The organism is Kitasatospora sp. LaBMicrA B282 (assembly GCF_050325825.1).
Lineage (GTDB): Bacteria > Actinomycetota > Actinomycetes > Streptomycetales > Streptomycetaceae > Kitasatospora.
In genome coordinates, this window is the sequence record NZ_JBNQTI010000019.1 from 18,478 (window position 1) to 36,002 (window position 17,525).

Genomic DNA, 17,525 nt, shown 5'->3' on the forward strand with positions numbered 1-17,525 from the left:
GGGGGGATTGCGAAAGCGGCGGGACCCCGTTGCCGGGGCCCCGCCTCAGGACTTACGGACGGCGCAGCGCGTCGGCCGCGCCGTGGCCGCCGAGCAGCGACTGGACCCCGTCCAGGTCCGAGCCGGTCGGCTTGCCGCGCACCGGCGGCTGCTGCTTGCCACCGGCGATCTCGGCCTCCAGCAGGAGCTTGCCGAGCAGCGCCGGATCCGGCAGCTCCATCGGGTACTCACCGTCGAAGCAGGCCCGGCAGAGCCGGTCCTTGGGCTGGGCGGTGGCCTCGATCATGCCGTCGAGCGAGATGTAGGCGAGCGAGTCGGCGCCGAGCGTCTTGCCGATCTCCTCGACCGTCATGCCGTTGGCGATCAGCTCCGCCCGGGTGGCGAAGTCGATGCCGAAGAAGCAGGGCCACTTCACCGGCGGCGAGGAGATCCGGATGTGCACCTCGGCGGCGCCCGCCTCGCGCAGCATCCGGACCAGCGCGCGCTGGGTGTTGCCGCGCACGATCGAGTCGTCCACCACCACCAGGCGCTTGCCGGCGATCACCTCGCGCAGCGGGTTCAGCTTCAGCCGGATGCCGAGTTGACGGATCGTCTGGCTGGGCTGGATGAAGGTGCGTCCGACGTAGGCGTTCTTCACCAGGCCGGAGCCGTACGGGATGCCGCTGGCCTCGGCGTAGCCGATCGCGGCGGGGGTGCCGGACTCCGGCGTCGCTATCACCAGGTCGGCCTCGACCGGGGCCTCGGCGGCCAGCCGGCGGCCCATCTCCACCCGGGACAGGTAGACGTTGCGGCCGGCGATCGAGGTGTCCGGGCGGGCCAGGTAGACGTACTCGAAGACGCAGCCCTTGGGCTTGGCCTCGGCGAAGCGCGAGGAGCGCATGCCGTTCTCGTCGATGGCGATCAGCTCACCGGGCTCCACCTCGCGGATGAAGCTGGCGCCGCAGATGTCCAGCGCCGCCGTCTCGGAGGCGACCACCCAGCCGCGCTCCAGCCGGCCGAGCACCAGCGGGCGGATGCCCTGCGGGTCGCGGGCCGCGTAGAGCGTGTGCTCGTCCATGAAGACCAGCGAGAAGGCGCCGCGCACCTTGGGCAGCACCTGGCGCGCGGTCTCCTCGATGGAGAGGTCCGGGTTGCCGGCGAGCAGCGCGGTCACCAGGTCGGTGTCGTTGGTCGCGGCGGTCCGGCCGGAGCGCGAGACGTGCTCGGTCCCGGGCAGCTCGGCGACCAGCGCGGCCAGTTCGGCGGTGTTGACCAGGTTTCCGTTGTGGCCCAGGGCCAGCGAACCGTGAGCGGTCGCCCGGAAGGTCGGCTGGGCGTTCTCCCAGACCGAGGACCCGGTGGTCGAGTAGCGGGCATGTCCGACGGCGATATGCCCGTGCAGGGATCCCAGTGAGGTCTCGTCGAAGACCTGGGACACCAGTCCCATGTCCTTGAAGACGAGAATCTGAGAGCCGTTGCTCACTGCGATACCGGCGGATTCCTGTCCGCGGTGCTGCAGGGCATAGAGGCCGAAGTACGTGAGCTTGGCGACCTCCTCGCCGGGAGCCCAGACACCGAAGACGCCGCAAGCGTCCTGGGGGCCCTTCTCGCCGGGAAGAAGATCGTGGTTGAGTCTTCCGTCACCACGTGGCACGCCTTCGAGTCTAGGGCAGTTGGCACAGGCTTCCGGCGCCGGGCGTCCGGCGGAGCTGGCGATTCGCCTGGCGACGCGCGTAGACGAAACCCCTTACCACGGCGTTCGATCAGGTGGCACACGGATCACGGAGCGGGGTGCGTGATGCTGGTCACTCCGGCGCGGTGGTCGCCCCGCGGCCATCCGGGCGACACCTGCGGGCCGCTTCCGGGGTCGCGGCGGAGGGCTGCGGGCCGGCTCCTGGCCGCTCGGGTCCGTTCGGGTCCGCCACTCGGACCTCCCCTCGGGCCGCCTCCCGGGCCGCCGCTCGGACCGCGCGTCAGGCCGCGGCCGGCAGCAGCAGACCCCAGGCGCCCGGGTGGGCCGTCCAGGTGCGGGCCGGCACCGGGCCGGCCGGGCAGCCGTCGGCGTCGTAGCCGAAGGTGCGCCCGGCCACCGTGACGCTGACCGCCCGCACCCGCAGCAGCGCCCCGCCCGACCCCGAGGGGCGCACCACCACCTCGGCCGAGCTCGACCCCACCGGCAACCGCAGCGCCACCAGCCGCAGCGGACGCCCACCACCGCCCAGCGGACGCCCGTCGGCCTCCACCCGCAGCCGGGGCTCGCCGACCTCCACCTGCTCGGCCGCAATCAGTTTCGCCCAGAGCGAACGCCACCCGCCCGAATGGCCGTGCCGCCGTCCGGGGATCCGCACCTCCCCCAGCACCACGTCGCCCCCGTCGTCCACCAGCAGCCCCAGCTGCCGCGGCACCCCGCCCAGCACCGTGCGGGCCGCCGCCACCGGCTCCAGCGGCACCCCCAACGAGCGGGCCAGCGCCACCGCCCGGCCGGCGCCCACCGGCACCAGCCCGAGCGGCCCCGCGCCCAACTCACCCTGGTGGTGCAGCGCCTGCACCACCCGCCGCAGCGCGAGGTCGGAGCCGACCACCACCGGACGGCGCCGTCCGCGGTGCGCGAGCACCCGGTCCAGCTCGGCCGCGTTCTCGGGCACCGCCACCTTGACGTCCGCGCCCCCGCGGAGCACGTCCCGGGCGATCCGCACCGCCTCCCCGTCCGCCTCCTTCGCGGCCGGGTCGAGCAGCACCAGCAGCGGGGCGCCCCCGGGCGGCCCGGCGGCGTCGGAGGGTCGGGGGGCGGGCGTGGACAGGGACGACACGACCGGTCCTTCCTCAGGTAATCTCTCGGTGCAAGAGCCCCTTGCGCTATTGCGCCAGGGGCTTCGTCTATCTCGGGGCAGACTGCGGCCTACGCAGGATGCCCCAACCGGAAGGGGTGTACGCCTGTGCCGGCACTCGTGCTCGTTGGTGCCCAGTGGGGAGACGAGGGCAAGGGGAAGGCCACGGACCTCCTCGGCGGTTCCGTCGACTACGTCGTCCGCTACCAGGGCGGCAACAACGCCGGTCACACGGTGGTCATCGGCGACCAGAAGTACGCCCTGCACCTGCTGCCTTCCGGCATCCTCAGCCCGAACGTCACGCCGGTGATCGGCAACGGCGTGGTGATCGACCCGGGCGTGCTGCTCGCCGAGCTGGACGGGCTGAACGAGCGCGGCATCGACACCTCCAAGCTGCTGGTCTCGGGCAACGCCCACCTGATCACCCCGTACCACCGGACCCTGGACAAGGTCACCGAGCGCTTCCTCGGCAAGCGCAAGATCGGCACCACCGGTCGCGGCATCGGCCCGGCCTACGCCGACAAGATCAACCGGATCGGCATCCGGGTGCAGGACCTCTTCGACGAGTCGATCCTGCGCCAGAAGGTCGAAGCCGCGCTGGACCACAAGAACCAGATCCTGGTCAAGCTCTACAACCGCCGCGCGATGCCGGCCGACCTGGTGGTCCAGGAGTACCTGGGCTACGCCGAGAAGATCCGCCCCTTCCTGGCCGACACCACGCTGGTGCTGGACGAGGCGCTCAAGGCGAACAAGGTGGTCCTGCTGGAGGGCGGCCAGGGCACCCTGCTGGACGTGGACCACGGGACTTACCCGTTCGTCACCTCCTCCAACCCGACCTCGGGCGGTGCCTGCACCGGCGCCGGCATCGGTCCCACCAAGATCGACCGGGTGATCGGCATCCTCAAGGCCTACACCACCCGCGTCGGCTCGGGCCCGTTCCCGACCGAGCTGCTGGACGCCGACGGCGAGGCGCTGCGCCGGATCGGCGGCGAGCGCGGCGTCACCACCGGGCGCGACCGGCGCTGCGGCTGGTTCGACGCGGTGATCGCCCGTTACGCGACCCGGGTCAACGGCCTGACCGACTTCTTCCTCACCAAGCTCGACGTGCTCACCGGCTGGGAGCAGATCCCGGTCTGCGTGGCCTACGAGATCGACGGCAAGCGGGTCGAGGAGCTGCCGTACAACCAGTCGGACTTCCACCACGCCAAGCCGATCTACGAGACCCTCCCCGGCTGGACCGAGGACATCAGCAAGGCGCAGACCTTCGCCGACCTGCCGAAGAACGCGCAGGCCTACGTGAAGGCGCTGGAGGAGATGTCGGGCGCGCCGATCTCGGCGATCGGCGTCGGGCCCGGCCGGACCGAGACGATCCAGATCAACTCCTTCATCTGAGCCCGCTCCACCGAAGGGCCCCGCACCGCACGGTGCGGGGCCTTTCGTTCACCCTGAGCCATTCGAACTAGTGCATACACCCATTGCATCTAGTACGAAGTCCACGTACGGTTCGGACCATGACCGCGAAGACCCCCGCCCCCGTCACCCTCCCCGGCCGGCACGTCCGCCTGGAGCCGCTGGCCCGCGCCCACGCCGCCGACCTGTACGAGACCGTCGGCGCGGACCAGGAGGTGTTCCGCTGGCTGCCCTTCGAGCCGCGCACCGCGGCGGACTTCGCCGAGCTGGTCGACGGCTACCTGGCGAACGCCGGCTGCGAGCCGTTCGCGGTGGTCCGGACCGACGGCGGCCGCGCGGTCGGCGTCACCGCCTTCTACGACGTCAACCCGCGCGACGAGTGGGTGGAGATCGGCGGCACCTGGTACGCCCGCTCGGTCTGGCGCAGCGCGGTGAACACCGAGACCAAGCTGCTGCTGCTCACCCACGCCTTCGAGGACCTCGGCATGGGCCGGGTGATGTGGAAGACCGACAACAACAACGAGCGCTCGCAGGCCGCGATCAGGCGCCTCGGCGCCCAGTACGAGGGCACCTTCCGGCGGGCCCGGCAGCGCAAGGACGGCAGCTGGCGGGACAGCGTGTACTTCTCGATGCTGGCCGACGAGTGGCCGGCCGCGAAGAGCCGGCTGACCGAACGCCTCGCGGCGGGCTGACCGAGCGGCGGGCCCACCGGCCACAACGCCGGGGCCGCACGGCCAGGTGGCCCGCTGGTGCTACCACCTTGCACCACAGGTAGCACCGCCAGTAGCACCAGCGGTATTATTCCGGCATGAAGATCAGCGTCAGCCTGCCCGAGGCGGATGTCGCCTTCCTCGACGAGTACGGCGCCCGGACCTCCGCTGATTCCCGGTCGGCGGTGATACACGCCGCCATCGACCTGCTCCGCGCCGCCGAGTTGGAGGAGGACTACGAGCAGGCGTGGCAGGAGTGGGACCAGGACGAGTCCAGCGCCGTCTGGGACGGTGCCACGGCGGACGGCCTGTCCGATGCGACGAGGTGACATCTACCTGATCGACTTCGAGCCGGTCCGCGGGAGCGAGGCGAACAAGGCCCGGCCCGCTGTCATCGTCTCCAACGACTCCGCCAACCGGTCCGCGGCCAGGACCGGCCGCGGCGTACTGACGGTCGTCCCGATCACCTCGAACACCGAGCGGGTCTTCCCCTTCCAGGTCCTCCTCGACGCCGCCTCCTGCGGCCTCGACCACGACTCCAAGGCACAGGCCGAACAGGTCCGCGCCGTGGCGGTGGAACGCCTGCTGCACCGGATCGGCGCCGTCCCGCCCGCACGCCTGGCCGCCCTCGACGCGGCGCTGCGCCTGCATCTGGCCCTGTAACGGGCAGTCGGAGCGACCCGACGTCTCGGCGGGCGGCGCTGACCTCAGTCGTTCCGGAACCAGTCCCCGCCCTCCCGCAGGGCGCGCAGCAGGTACTGGTGCAGGCTGCCGGTCACCATGGCGCGGCTGTCGGTCTCGTGGTCCCAGACGAAGACGTCGTCGCGCTCGGGCGTCCGGACGAAGGCGAACTGGTCGCCGCCGTCGCCCGCGCCGAAGAACATCAGCGGTTCGAAGGGCATGTAGAGGTCCGGGAAGTCGGGGTAGGAGCGGAACTCCCGGTTCACCCGGGTGATCCGTTCCGCGCTCCAGACGACGTCCCGCCCGTGCCGGCCCCGGACGCCGTCGCACTCCCGCAGCAGCTCCGCCAGGTCGCGCGGCAGGCGCTGGCCGAGGGTGGCCACGACCGCGGCCAGCGCCTGCTCGGTGGCCGGTGGGCCGCACTCGACGTCGTCGGTCGTCTCGAGGATCAGTTCGCGCCACATGGGGCAGAGCCTCCCAGAAGGCTCGGCGCGGCGGGAGGGCGGACGGGCGAGCGGGCCGGTGGGCGGCGGAATGCGCACTCCGGCCGTGGGGTTGGATGTGGGCATGGCTTCTCGTGCACGTGTCCGCGCCCCTGAACTGGTCGGGGCCGGTGGCTGGCTGAACACTGGTGGCAAGGATCTGACCCTGGCGGACCTCAGGGGCAAGATCGTGATTGCCGACTTCTGGACCTTCTGCTGCATCAACTGCTTGCACGTCCTGGACGAGCTGCGGGAGTTGGAGGAGAAGCACCGCGACACGGTGGTGATCGTCGGGGTGCACTCGCCCAAGTTCGTGCACGAGGCGGACCACCAGGCGGTGGTGGACGCGGTGGCGCGGTACGAGGTGGCGCACCCGGTGCTGGACGATCCGGAGCTGGTCACCTGGAAGCAGTACGCGGTGCGGGCCTGGCCGACGCTGGTGGTGATCGATCCCGAGGGGTACGTGGTCGCGCAGCACGCGGGTGAGGGGCACGCGCACGCGATCGGGCGGCTGGTCGAGGAGCTGGAGGCGGAGCACGCGGCGAAGGGGACGCTGCGGCGCGGGGACGGGCCCTACGTGCCGCCGGAGCCGGCGGCCGGGGCGCTGAAGTTCCCCGGGAAGGCCGTGCGGCTGCCGGACGGGCACTTCCTGGTGGCGGACTCGGGGCACCACGCGCTGGTCGAGCTGGCCGAGGACGGCGAGACCGTGCTGCGGCGGATCGGCGACGGGGTGCGCGGCCTGGTGGACGGCCCGGCGGCGAGCGCGCGGTTCAGCGAGCCGCAGGGGCTGGCGCTGGTGCCGGACGGGCTGGACCTGGGCTACGACGTGGTGGTGGCCGACACCGTCAACCACGCGCTGCGCGGGGTGCGGCTGGCCGACGGCACGGTGACCACGCTGGCCGGGACCGGGCAGCAGTGGTGGCAGGGCTCGGCGACCGCGGGGCCGGCCGGCGAGGTCGACCTCTCCTCGCCGTGGGACGTCGCGTTCTTCGACGGCCGGGTGTGGATCGCGATGGCCGGGGTGCACCAGCTCTGGGCCTTCGACCCGGCCGCGGGGACCGTCGCGGTGGCCGCCGGGACCACCAACGAGGGCCTGGTCGACGGCCCGGTGGCCGAGGCCTGGTTCGCCCAGCCCTCCGGCCTCGCGGTCTCGGCGGACGGCGAGCGGCTCTGGGTGGCGGACAGCGAGACCTCGGCGCTGCGCTGGGTTTCACGTGAAACCGCCGAGCGGCCCGCCGCCGTGCACACCGCCGTCGGCACCGGCCTGTTCGACTTCGGCATCCGGGACGGCGCGGCCGGGCAGGCGCTGCTCCAGCACCCGCTGGGCGTCACCGTGCTGCCCGACGGCTCGGTGGCGGTCGCCGACACCTACAACCACGCGCTGCGCCGCTTCGACCCGGCCACGGACGAGGTCAGCACGCTCGCCACCGACCTGCGCGAGCCGTCCGGCGCCGTGCTGGTGCCGGGCGAGGACGGCGGCGCGGACATCGTGGTGATCGAGTCGGCCCGGCACCGGCTGACCCGGCTGCGGCTGCCCGAGGAGGCGGTGCGGGTGGAGTCGGTGGCGCACCGCACCCAGCGCGCGGCCACCGAGGTGGCCCCGGGGGCGCTGCAGCTGGACGTGGTCTTCCGCGCCCCGAGCGGCCAGAAGCTGGACGAGCGCTACGGCCCCTCCACCCGGCTGCTGGTCAGCTCGACCCCGCCCGAGCTGCTGGTCTCGGGCGCGGGCAAGGACAGCGCGCTCTCCCGCGAGCTGGTGCTCTCCGCCGAGGTGGGCGAGGGGGTGCTGCACGTCTCGGCGATGGCGGCGTCCTGTGACGACGACCCGGCGATCGAGTACCCGGCCTGCCACGTGCACCAGCAGGACTGGGGCGTCCCGGTGAAGCTGGTGGCCGGCGGCGCGACCCGGCTGCCGCTGGTGCTCGCCGGGATGGAGTAGCGAAGAGCTCGGAGCGGGGAAAGCGCAGTGGGGGTGGGCCCGCCGGGCCCGCCCCCCACTGCTGACACTTGCTCAGTTCGCCGGAAAGAGCCTCCGGAAGAGCCGTCGGCAGCCTCCGGAAAAGCCGTCGGCGTTTCCGAAACCCCGTCAGCCCTCCAGGAAGGCCTTGATCGCCGAGGCCAGCAGGTACGGGTCCTCGGCCCCGCACAGCTCGCGCGCCGAGTGCATGGAGAGCGCGGCGATGCCGCAGTCCACGGTGGTGATCCCGAGCCGGGCGGCGGTGATCGGGCCGATCGTGGTGCCGCAGGGCATCGCGTTGTTGGAGACGAAGGCCTGCCACGGCACGCCGGCCCGCTCGCAGGCCTGGGCGAAGATCGCCCGGCCCACGCCGTCGGTGGCGTACCGGTTGTTGACGTTCACCTTGAGGATCGGGCCGCCGTTGGGCACCGGGTGGTGGCCGGGCTCGTGCCGCTCGCTGTAGTTGGGGTGCACCGCGTGGCCCATGTCGGAGGAGAGGCAGACGGTGCCGGCCAGCGCCCGCGCGCGGTCCTCCGAACTGCCGCCGCGCGCCTTGACGCTGCGCTCCAGCACGTTGCCCAGCAGTGGGCCGTGCGCGCCGGTGTCCGACTCGCTGCCGGTCTCCTCGTGGTCGAAGGCGGCCAGCACCGGGATGTAGGGCAGCCGGTCGGCGCCGTCCGCGGTGGTGGCCGCGGCCAGCGCGGCGGTGGCGGCGTGCACCGAGAGCAGGTTGTCCAGTCGGGGCGCGGCCAGCAGCTCGCGGTCCCGGCCCAGGTAGGACGGCGGCTGGACGTCATGGGTCATCAGATCCCAGCCGAGCACCTCGGCCGCGTCCACGCCGGCGCGCTCGGCGACGTAGCGGATCAGGCTGCCCTCGTCCACCTCGCCCAGACCCCAGATGGGGGTCAGGTGCCGCTGCTTGTCCAGCTTCAGCCCGTCGTTGACGCTCCGGTCGAGGTGGATCGCCAGCTGCGGGACGCGCAGCAGCGGCTCGTCCAACTGCACCAGGCGGGTCGTACCGTCGCGCAGCACCAGCCGACCGGAGATGCCGAGGTCGCGGTCGAGCCAGGTGTTCAACGGGACGCCGCCGTAGATCTCCACCGCGACCTGCCGCCAGCCCGCGGTCCCGGTGTCCGGCACCGGCTTGACCCGCAGGTTGGGCGAGTCGGTGTGGGTGCCGACGACCCGGAACGGGGTGGCCGCGGTGGCCGCCGCCGGCACGAACCAGGCGATCAGCGCGCCGCCCCGGATGATGTACCGCCCGCCGGCCGTGCCCTCCCACGCGTCGGTCTCGGCGACCTGCCGGAAGCCCGCCTTCTCCAGCCGCTCGGCTGCGCCGGCCACCGCGTGGTACGGGGACGGGGCCGCGGCCAGATACGCGATCAGGTCGTCGGTGTGGGTCCGGTCGAAGAAGACCGGTCGGTCGGCGGTCGACATGCTGCTCCTGAGTCGAGGGCTTGGGAGAGCCGTTTGGGGAAGGGCCTCCCACCCGAGCATATGCCCGTACACCGACAGGACGGTCAAGAGCGGGTATAGGTGTGAGCTGCCCGGAGACCGGCCGCAGTGGGAGGAATCGGACGGCCGGCCGGCGTGGCGGTGCGGGGTGCGGGGGACCTGCGGGGGCCGCGCGGCAGAACGGCGGCGGACGGCGGTAGGGCGGGGGCGACGCCGGGGTCGGGCGGCGCCGGAAAGCACGGTGGGGCCCGCGCTCTTCGCGCGGGCCCCACGTGCTGAGGGTGTGTCAGGCGGTCTGCGGGTTCCGCGCCGGCGTCACCGGGACGGGGTGACGCCGGTGCGGACCGGGGCCGACCAGGATCAGAACGACTCCTCGGGCAGCTCCATGACGTCCAGGTCGATGTTCTCGGCGATCAGGCGCTGGGAGCTGACGGTCGGCAGGATGTTGCGGGCGAAGAACTGGGCGCCGGCCACCTTGCCCTGGTAGAAGGCGAGGTCCTTGCCGGTGGCGCCGGCCTCGATCTTGGCGAGCGCGACCACGGCCTGGCGCAGCAGCAGCCAGCCGATCACCACGTCGCCGGAGACCAGCAGGAAGCGGGTGGTGTTGAGGCCCACCTTGTACATGTTCTTGACGTCCTGCTCGACCGCGGTGAGGTCGGCCAGCAGCTTGCCGACGATCGCCTCCAGGTCGCCGGCCGCCTTGGCGAGCAGCTCGCGCTCGCGGGCCAGGGCGTCGCCGCCCTCGCCGGCCTCGATGAACTTCTTGATCTGCTCGGAGACCGCGGTGAGCGCCTGGCCGCCGTCCTTGACGACCTTGCGGAAGAAGAAGTCCAGGCCCTGGATCGCGGTGGTGCCCTCGTAGAGGGTGTCGATCTTGGAGTCCCGGATGTACTGCTCGATCGGGTACTCCTGCAGGAAGCCGGAGCCGCCGAAGGTCTGCAGCGACTGGGCCAGCTGCTCGTAGGAGCGCTCCGAGCCGTAGCCCTTGACGATCGGCAGCAGCAGGTCGTTCAGGCGCTCGGCGGCCTCGTCGCGCTCGCCGCGCAGCTTGGCGGCGGTCATGTCGTCCTGCACCGAGGCGGTGTAGAGGACCAGGGCGCGCATGCCTTCGGCGTACGCCTTCTGGGTGAGCAGCGAGCGGCGCACGTCGGGGTGGTGCGTGATGGTGACGCGCGGGGCGTTCTTGTCCAGGAAGTTGGCGATGTCGGCGCCCTGCACGCGCTCCTTGGCGTACTCCAGCGCGTTCAGGTAGCCGGTGGAGAGGGTGGCGATGGCCTTCGTGCCGACCATCATCCGGGCGAACTCGATGATCTTGAACATCTGGCGGATGCCGTCGATCTTCTCGCCGACCAGCCAGCCCTTGGCCGGGTGCTTGGCGCCGAAGGTCATCTCGCAGGTGTTGGAGGCCTTGAGGCCCATCTTGTGCTCGACGTTGGTGGCGTAGGCGCCGTTGCGCTCGCCCAGCTCGCCGGTCTCCCAGTCGAAGTCGTACTTCGGGACGATGTAGAGACCCAGGCCCTTGGTGCCCGGCTTGCCGCCCTCGGGGCGGGCCAGCACCAGGTGGATGATGTTCTCGGACATGTCGTGCTCACCCGAGGTGATGAAGCGCTTCACGCCCTCGATGTGCCAGGAGCCGTCCTCCTGCTTGATCGCCTTGGTGCGGCCGGCGCCCACGTCGGAGCCCGCGTCGGGCTCGGTGAGCACCATGGTGGCGCCCCAGAGGCGCTCGGTCATCCGCTTGGCGATCTTCTGCTGCTCCTCGGTGCCCTCGTCGAAGACGACGCCGGCGAAGGCCGGGCCGGAGGAGTACATCCAGATGGCCGGGTTGGAACCGAGGATCTGCTCGGCGTAGGCCCAGATCAGCGAGGACGGGGTGACCTGGCCGCCGATCTGCTCCGGGATGCCCAGGCGCCACCACTCGGCGTCCATGTACGCCTGGTAGCTCTTCTTGAAGGTGTCCGGGATCGGCGCGGTGTTGGTCTCCGGGTCGAACACCGGCGGGTTGCGGTCGGCGTCGGCGAAGGAGGCGGCCAGGTCGTTCTCGGCCAGCCGGGAGATCTCGCTCAGGATGCTCTTCGCGGTGTCGACGTCCATGTCGGCGAACGGACCGGTGCCGTACACCTGGTCGCGGCCGAAAACCTCGAAGAGGTTGAACTCCACGTCCCGCAGGTTGGACTTGTAGTGACCCATGACCGTCTCTCCGGTTCATCGCTTCCGGGTGCGTCGATAAGATGCCGAACACACCTACCCGCCAGTAGAGCCCATGATGCTACCGGGCAGTAACTTCTTCAAGTCTTTCCCCGTAAAAGCAGCGTGAACGTAGTCACGTCCCTGGCGGGGTTTGCGCGCCGGCCGGCCGCACGGCGACGGGGGCGCCGACCGCGCACTCCGTGCGATCCCCACAGGCCCATCCCACCCCGCCTTGTCCGGTCCGGCCGCCCCGCAGGAGGGGCCCGGTTCGCTAGCCTGTCCGTGTGTACGGCTACGAGCAGAGCGCGAACGGCGGCTACCCGGGCGACCCCTACCAGCAGGCGGGGCAGGCCGGCATGGGCGGGATGTACGGGCAGCAGGGCTACGGTGCGCCGAGTGGCGGTGCCGCAGGGTACGAGCAGCAGCAGTCCGCCGCCCACTCGCTCTACCCGGAGCCCTCGCCGCCCTCGCTCAGCGACGCGGTGCGCGCCTTCACCACCGGCTCGATGACGGTGGAGGACTTCCAGGCCATCTTCATCACCTCCAAGGTGCACTGCCCGCGCGGCGACCGCCCCGGCTTCCTCGCGCTGCACAACACGCCCACTCCGGTGATCCCGATGTTCAGCTCGGTGAAGGAGCTGCGCCGGTACGCGGGCAAGGAGTCCAAGTACTTCACCGTCTCCGGCGCCGAGGTGCTGGACCTGCTGCCCACCGGCTACGGCTTCGCGCTGGACATGGAGGGCGAGCACCGGATGGTGTTCGACGCCCGGGCGGTGGAGCAGATGGTCGACTTCACCATGCGCCGGATGTACGGCTGAGGCCGAACCCGGCCCACCCCCGGCTCGGCAGCCACCCCGTTTTCGCAGGTCCCCCGCCCCGGGCGACCCCTGCCGCCATGGTTTAACTTTCAACTTGCTTCTTGTTGAGCATTGAACTAACCTCGCAGAGGTAGGCCGAAGCACCCCGAGAAGGAGGCCGACATGCCCGCCGTGACCGTCGAGAACCCGCTGACCCTGCCCCGCGTCGCCACCCCCGACCCCGCGCTCACGGTGGCCCGACCGGTCCTCGCGGTCGCCACCGCGCTGGAGGGCTTCGAGGGCGAGGGCTTCCCGGTGCGCCGGGCCTTCGCCAAGATCAACCAGAAGTACCTCGACCCGTTCATCATGATGGACCAGATGGGCGAGGTGGACTACGCGGCCGGCGAGCCCAAAAGCTAGTCCAGTTGGGGGACTAGTCGCAAGAGGGCTCTGACCTGCGAAGACGCAGGACGAACATCGCATTCCAACCCAACCGAGGAGGCCGGCATGCCTGCCGTGACCGTTGAGAACCCGCTGATCCTGCCGCGCATCGCGGCCCCCGCCAACGGCGCTCAGCCCCGCCCCGCACTGGCCGTCTCCACCGCGATCGAGGGCTTCGAGGGCGAGGGCTTCCCGGTGCGCCGGGCCTTCGCCAAGATCAACCAGAAGTACCTCGACCCGTTCATCATGATGGACCAGATGGGCGAGGTGGACTATCAGGCTGGTGAGCCGAAAGGGACTCCCTGGCATCCGCACCGGGGCTTCGAGACCGTCACGTACATCATCGACGGCACCTTCATCCACCAGGACTCGCACGGCGGCGGCGGCACCATCACCGACGGCGACACCCAGTGGATGACGGCCGGCTCCGGCCTGCTGCACATCGAGACCCCGCCCGAGTCCCTGGTGATGTCCGGCGGCCTCTTCCACGGGCTGCAGCTCTGGGTGAACCTGCCCGCCGCCGACAAGATGATCGCCCCCAAGTACCAGGACATCCGCGGCGGCAACGTGAAGCTGCTCGCCTCCGCCGACGGCGGCGCGCTCGTCCGGCTGATCGCCGGCGACATCGCCGGCCACCAGGGCCCCGGCGCCACCCATACGCCCATCACGATGATCCACGTCTCCGTGAACCCCGGCGCCCAGATCACCCTGCCCTGGCGCGCCGACTTCAACGGCCTCGCCTACGGCCTCGCCGGCAGCGGCTCGGCCGGCGAGGAGCGCCGCCCGTTCCACATGGGCCAGGCCGTCGTCTTCGGCGAGGGCGACAGCCTCACCATCCGGGCGGACGACACCCAGGACTCGCGGAGCACCAACTTCGAGGTGGTGCTCCTCGGTGGCCTGCCGATCCGCGAACCGGTGGCCCACTACGGCCCGTTCGTGATGAACAGCCACCGCGAACTCCAGCAGGCCATGGACGACTTCCAGGCCGGCCGCCTCGGCACCATCCCCGCCGACACCAACCTGGGACGCTGACGGGCACAGCGGCGAGGGCCCGGACCGGGAACGGTCCGGGCCCTCGCATGTCCGGTTCAGACCGTCGGCAGCTGCGCTGCGGTCCGACCACAACGAACTACAGGGAAGTGGTAGCGACGATCTACCCTGACCTGGCTCAATAGCAGGATGGAGATCGGCGAGAACTGGGCGTACCGTGCCCAGCCCAAGATGCTCGGCAGTGTGATCCGCCGTGTAGAGATCGTCCGGGTCGGCGGCCCGCACCGAGCCGCTCAGGTGCACATCAGATTCCTCGAAGGCGAGGACGCCGGCCTGCAGGACTGGGTTGCCCCTGCCTCCCTGGTCGCGCTGTGGGACGACGTCGCGGTCTTCCAGAGCGACGATGCTGCTGAACTGGCGCTGGTCGAGGCATCCCGGCACGTGCGGAAGACTGCCGAGTTCGAGACTGCCCGAATGGTTCTCGGCTTCGTCCGTCCCAAGAGCCATCTACGGCTGCGCACGACTGCGGCCGATGCCGGCGTGCTGGAGCTCACGGCTCTCGATGCCACCGCTGACCGACTCGGGCTCGATGCAGCTGAACTGCGTGCCGATCCGATGGTTCATGAGAACCGCATCGGCCTGATCCTGGCGGGTTGGCCGGTCACCGAGCGAATCGCCCGACGCGCCGCAGAGGTCCTGGCCGAGGAGATCCTCCCGGAGGTCGAGCGCCGGCAGGAAGCCCTCGACCAGGAACGTGTGCAGCCCGCATGGCAGTCGTGGAACCGCCGTCGCGACGAACGGAAGCTGCAGGCGGAGGATGAGCTACTGCGGACCGTTCGCGAGTGGTGCGGTCAGGAACGGGTGGAGCGGTTCGACGAGTTGCTCGCGCTACGAGCCGAGGTCGAGCGGCTTGGCACGATCGTCGAACGGGCTCTGAAGGCCCTGCGCGACCGGGGGCACGGCGTCATCGCCTCCACCATTGAGCGCGACCTTGGGGTCCGTATCTCCAGCCTTGGCCCTGAGGTGCGGCGCTGACTTCGCGCCACGGGTCGGCCTGGTGCCGCGGCTGGGTGGGCTCGGCAGGCGGTGCCTCCTTCTCCGGCCGATGTGGGCTCCATCCGTTGAGGAACGGCCGCAGCGAATCGGCCGTGGGCGCGGTTTCGAAGGCTTCGACGCCGAGCCCGCTTCCGAGCACCGTAGGGTCGATCCTGTCCGCCTCAGCTCTCCCCCAGGCAGACCACTCCCGGAACATCTGCGCCTCCCCCTCGTCGTCGGCCCGGCTCGCGGCTTCGTCCAGCGCTGCGCAGAACTCTCGGATTTCCCGCGCACCCCGCCACCGCTCCAGAGCAGACCCGAACCTCTCAAGGCGTGAGGCTTCGACGGCCTTGGCGCCAGCCGCAGCGACCGCAGCCTCCCAGTCCCGCTGCTTGCGTGCCTTCTCCTCGGCCGCCAAGCGCTGCCGCTCCGCCTCCGCCCTCTCTCGCTCCTCCCGCAGCCGACGTTGCTCGGCTTCGCGCTCCAGCTGGAGGCGCTCCTGTTCCTCGGCGCGCGTCTTCAGCTTCCGGAAGAGCGAGCTGATCTGCTCCTCCACCGGCCGCTTCGGAGTGTCGGCACAGTCGGTCTTCCAGCCACCGCCGTATCCGTAACCCCCCTGAGGCGACTCGACGACCTGGAGGTCGAGTTCACCGGACGGCTCGGACCGGTAGGCAGGAGTCACCCGCTGCCAGTCGTACGTCTTGCGCCGTCCCGTGGCCTGGGGCACGTACTTGACGTGCTTCTGCCGCTCCTTGAAGCTCAACTCCCATGTCCTGCCGTGGACGGAGAGGAGCGGCCGCGGCTGCTTCCGCTTCTTCAAGATCGCCACGTCACCGTGGCGCGACAGCGCCTCCTGTGCAATGAGACGGACGATCGACAGCACGCGAGGGAGTACCTCCTCGGAGACCTCGAAGGCGCTGTGATCGGCTTCCAGTGCTGCGACCACAGCGTCCACGTCCGTGATGACCCGGCTGCGTTGCAGTCGAATCCGGTTCCACTCGGTCTCATCCAGCCCGTTGTCACGCAGCAGGCCGAGGTAGAAATCGCCCTTCTCCCGGCCGCTGTACTTCAGCTGGTAGCCCTCAGGTACGCAGGTGCGAGCCGCGTCGAAGGCCCTGCGCAGCCTTGCCCGTTCCTCCGGCGACGGATCGGGGATCGTCAAGAAGCGCCCCGCCTGCTGGACCTGCTCGATCAGCGCCGGACCGCTCACGGCCCTGGACTCCTTCGGCGGCTGCCGAACCGCTGGCGCTCGAGTGCCGGCCTTGTCGCTCAGCTGGCCAGTCTCTACGGGCCTGCTCTGTGGTGCCGAGGTCGGCGGGGGACCGGACCACGGTCTTTGGCTTCGGGGTCGGGCGGTCCGGGTGGTGCCCATGCTCCAGATAGAAGCGCCCAGCATCGGTGATCTCAGCCCGCCATTTCACCCCCACAGCCTTCGGCATGCTGATGAGTCCGCGCTCCTTCAGAGCACGGGCGCTATGGGCGAGTTCAGACTCGTCCGAGTTGACCGGGCTCCCGTCCCCGCCGATACGGGTCAGAAGCGAGAGCTGACGCTCATTGAGGGGAGACCAACGAAGCATGAAGCCGTCGTACCCCATCAGCACGATCTGAGACAACCGCCTCGCGACGTGCTTGCCGACGACGAGCTGGTCGGCGATTCCGGCGATGGCGCCCCAAACTGACCATGGGGATGCACACCTCACGATCTGACCAGCGTAGCCCTCCAGCGACGTACGTCAGTACGGTTTCTCAACTTAGCTCCAGTCATCCGGTGGTCGCTGGAAAAGTCGCGAACACGTCGATTCCCGCGACCTACGGAGCGTTATGCCGAACAATGCCTACCTCAGCCACTTGCCCTCAGAAGCCGCAGCGTCGTCGCTCCTGGCGTCGGACCCGACGCCGGCGCCGATAGCCACTCAGTCGTGCACCGAGATGACCGGATGCGTCATAGATCACCTCGCCCAGAGAAGTTCGGTGCCCCAGTGCAATCAGTTCGACCATCACGGTCCTGAGCACACGGTCTACGGTCCTGCCAACGACCCGGTCCTCACGGTCCGCCGCACCTGGCGCACCGAGGAAGAGTGCGCACCGCTCATCGAGCTCTGGGGTTACTACGCCGACCTGGAACTGACCCAGGACGAGGCCCGTGGCTTCAGCGCGCAGTTGCGGGACCAGGCCGACCGCATCGACGAAGAAGTCGAGCGTCTCGTAGCTGACGGCATTCCGCCAGCCAGTGCCGGCCGCCCGCGCACCGACCAGTGCGTCACTCATCCCTGGTGCCTGAAGGGTGCCGCACCCCACTACGACTGCGAGGGCGCGGAGATCGCACTCGGCTGCGTCGACTCCCCCAGCATGGGCCGAGATAGGTCCTATCTCGGTGCTTTCCTGGCGACCTACGACGGTGTACCCACCTGTGGAATGCATCTCGACAATTGGACGGATCTCAGCGCCGCCGACCTCCGTCAGGTGATCAACGAGATCGAGGGATACCTCCCGAAGCTCAGGACCCTCGCCGCTCAGCTGGCTCTGGCCGAAGCCGGAAGCGCGACTGCACAGAGGCTGTCTGCCTGAGC

At 70.5% G+C, this 17,525-nt stretch carries 15 protein-coding genes and 1 pseudogene; 10 read left to right on the forward strand and 6 right to left on the reverse strand.

What is annotated here, in order from left to right; translation table 11 throughout:
• Positions 1-52 precede the first annotated feature (52 nt).
• A complete protein-coding gene (gene purF / locus ACQRUO_RS08600; RefSeq protein ID WP_428315148.1) occupies positions 53-1,633 on the reverse strand; it encodes an amidophosphoribosyltransferase in 1,581 nt (526 codons plus the stop codon).
• A 319-nt stretch (positions 1,634-1,952) separates the two neighbouring features.
• Positions 1,953-2,789 (reverse strand): diacylglycerol kinase, encoded by an 837-nt coding sequence (locus ACQRUO_RS08605; RefSeq protein WP_428315149.1) that lies wholly within the window; start codon positions 2,787-2,789, stop codon positions 1,953-1,955.
• Positions 2,790-2,915: 126 nt separating this feature from the next.
• On the opposite strand from ACQRUO_RS08605, the gene ACQRUO_RS08610 reads away from it, so the two are divergent.
• From ACQRUO_RS08610 to ACQRUO_RS08625, 4 genes are all read left to right on the forward strand, one after another.
• A complete protein-coding gene (locus tag ACQRUO_RS08610; protein ID WP_428315150.1) occupies positions 2,916-4,199 on the forward strand; it encodes an adenylosuccinate synthase in 1,284 nt (427 codons plus the stop codon).
• A gap of 119 nt (positions 4,200-4,318) precedes the next feature.
• On the forward strand, positions 4,319-4,909 hold the full coding sequence (locus ACQRUO_RS08615; protein ID WP_428315151.1) for a GNAT family N-acetyltransferase: 591 nt from the start codon (positions 4,319-4,321) through the stop codon (positions 4,907-4,909).
• 116 nt (positions 4,910-5,025) lie between these two features.
• On the forward strand, positions 5,026-5,256 hold the full coding sequence (locus tag ACQRUO_RS08620) for an antitoxin (RefSeq protein ID WP_428315152.1): 231 nt from the start codon (positions 5,026-5,028) through the stop codon (positions 5,254-5,256).
• Complete coding sequence (locus ACQRUO_RS08625) at positions 5,243-5,590, forward strand: type II toxin-antitoxin system PemK/MazF family toxin (RefSeq protein WP_428315153.1); 348 nt, start codon at positions 5,243-5,245, stop codon at positions 5,588-5,590. Before ACQRUO_RS08620 ends, ACQRUO_RS08625 begins: the two co-directional genes overlap by 14 nt.
• A gap of 44 nt (positions 5,591-5,634) precedes the next feature.
• Here ACQRUO_RS08625 and ACQRUO_RS08630 read toward each other — a convergent pair whose 3' ends face one another.
• On the reverse strand, positions 5,635-6,072 hold the full coding sequence (locus ACQRUO_RS08630) for an SMI1/KNR4 family protein (RefSeq protein WP_428315154.1): 438 nt from the start codon (positions 6,070-6,072) through the stop codon (positions 5,635-5,637).
• A 103-nt stretch (positions 6,073-6,175) separates the two neighbouring features.
• Here ACQRUO_RS08630 and ACQRUO_RS08635 point away from each other — a divergent pair, with 103 nt between their 5' ends.
• On the forward strand, positions 6,176-8,029 hold the full coding sequence (locus ACQRUO_RS08635) for an NHL domain-containing thioredoxin family protein (protein WP_428315155.1): 1,854 nt from the start codon (positions 6,176-6,178) through the stop codon (positions 8,027-8,029).
• Positions 8,030-8,176: 147 nt separating this feature from the next.
• Here the strand turns inward: ACQRUO_RS08635 and ACQRUO_RS08640 are convergent, their stop codons facing one another.
• Entirely contained in the window at positions 8,177-9,484 is a 1,308-nt protein-coding gene (locus ACQRUO_RS08640; protein ID WP_428315156.1) for a M18 family aminopeptidase, read from the reverse strand.
• 378 nt (positions 9,485-9,862) lie between these two features.
• The gene (locus tag ACQRUO_RS08645) at positions 9,863-11,692 is read right to left on the reverse strand and encodes an acyl-CoA dehydrogenase (RefSeq protein ID WP_428315157.1); all 1,830 of its coding nucleotides are present in this window, start codon (positions 11,690-11,692) and stop codon (positions 9,863-9,865) included.
• 284 nt (positions 11,693-11,976) lie between these two features.
• On the opposite strand from ACQRUO_RS08645, the gene ACQRUO_RS08650 reads away from it, so the two are divergent.
• The 4 genes and pseudogenes from ACQRUO_RS08650 to ACQRUO_RS08665 all read left to right on the forward strand — a co-directional run bounded on the left by ACQRUO_RS08650 (position 11,977) and on the right by ACQRUO_RS08665 (position 14,955).
• The gene (locus ACQRUO_RS08650; protein ID WP_428315158.1) at positions 11,977-12,510 is read left to right on the forward strand and encodes an SseB family protein; all 534 of its coding nucleotides are present in this window, start codon (positions 11,977-11,979) and stop codon (positions 12,508-12,510) included.
• Between the two features lie 162 nt (positions 12,511-12,672).
• A pseudogene (locus ACQRUO_RS08655) lies at positions 12,673-12,903 on the forward strand (pirin family protein); the annotation flags it as partial.
• Positions 12,904-12,996: 93 nt separating this feature from the next.
• Positions 12,997-13,962, forward strand: a complete 966-nt coding sequence (locus ACQRUO_RS08660; RefSeq protein WP_428315159.1) for a pirin family protein — start codon at positions 12,997-12,999, stop codon at positions 13,960-13,962.
• A gap of 147 nt (positions 13,963-14,109) precedes the next feature.
• On the forward strand, positions 14,110-14,955 hold the full coding sequence (locus tag ACQRUO_RS08665) for a PE-PGRS family protein (protein WP_428315160.1): 846 nt from the start codon (positions 14,110-14,112) through the stop codon (positions 14,953-14,955).
• On the opposite strand, the gene ACQRUO_RS08670 is transcribed toward ACQRUO_RS08665, so the two are convergent.
• The gene (locus ACQRUO_RS08670) at positions 14,885-16,165 is read right to left on the reverse strand and encodes a hypothetical protein (protein ID WP_428315161.1); all 1,281 of its coding nucleotides are present in this window, start codon (positions 16,163-16,165) and stop codon (positions 14,885-14,887) included. The two genes, ACQRUO_RS08665 and ACQRUO_RS08670, sit on opposite strands and share 71 nt — an antisense overlap.
• 611 nt (positions 16,166-16,776) lie before the next feature.
• On the opposite strand from ACQRUO_RS08670, the gene ACQRUO_RS08675 reads away from it, so the two are divergent.
• Positions 16,777-17,523: a DUF6907 domain-containing protein gene (locus ACQRUO_RS08675; protein WP_428315162.1), complete on the forward strand. Its 747-nt coding sequence runs from the start codon at positions 16,777-16,779 to the stop codon at positions 17,521-17,523.
• The last annotated feature ends 2 nt before the right edge of the window (positions 17,524-17,525 follow it).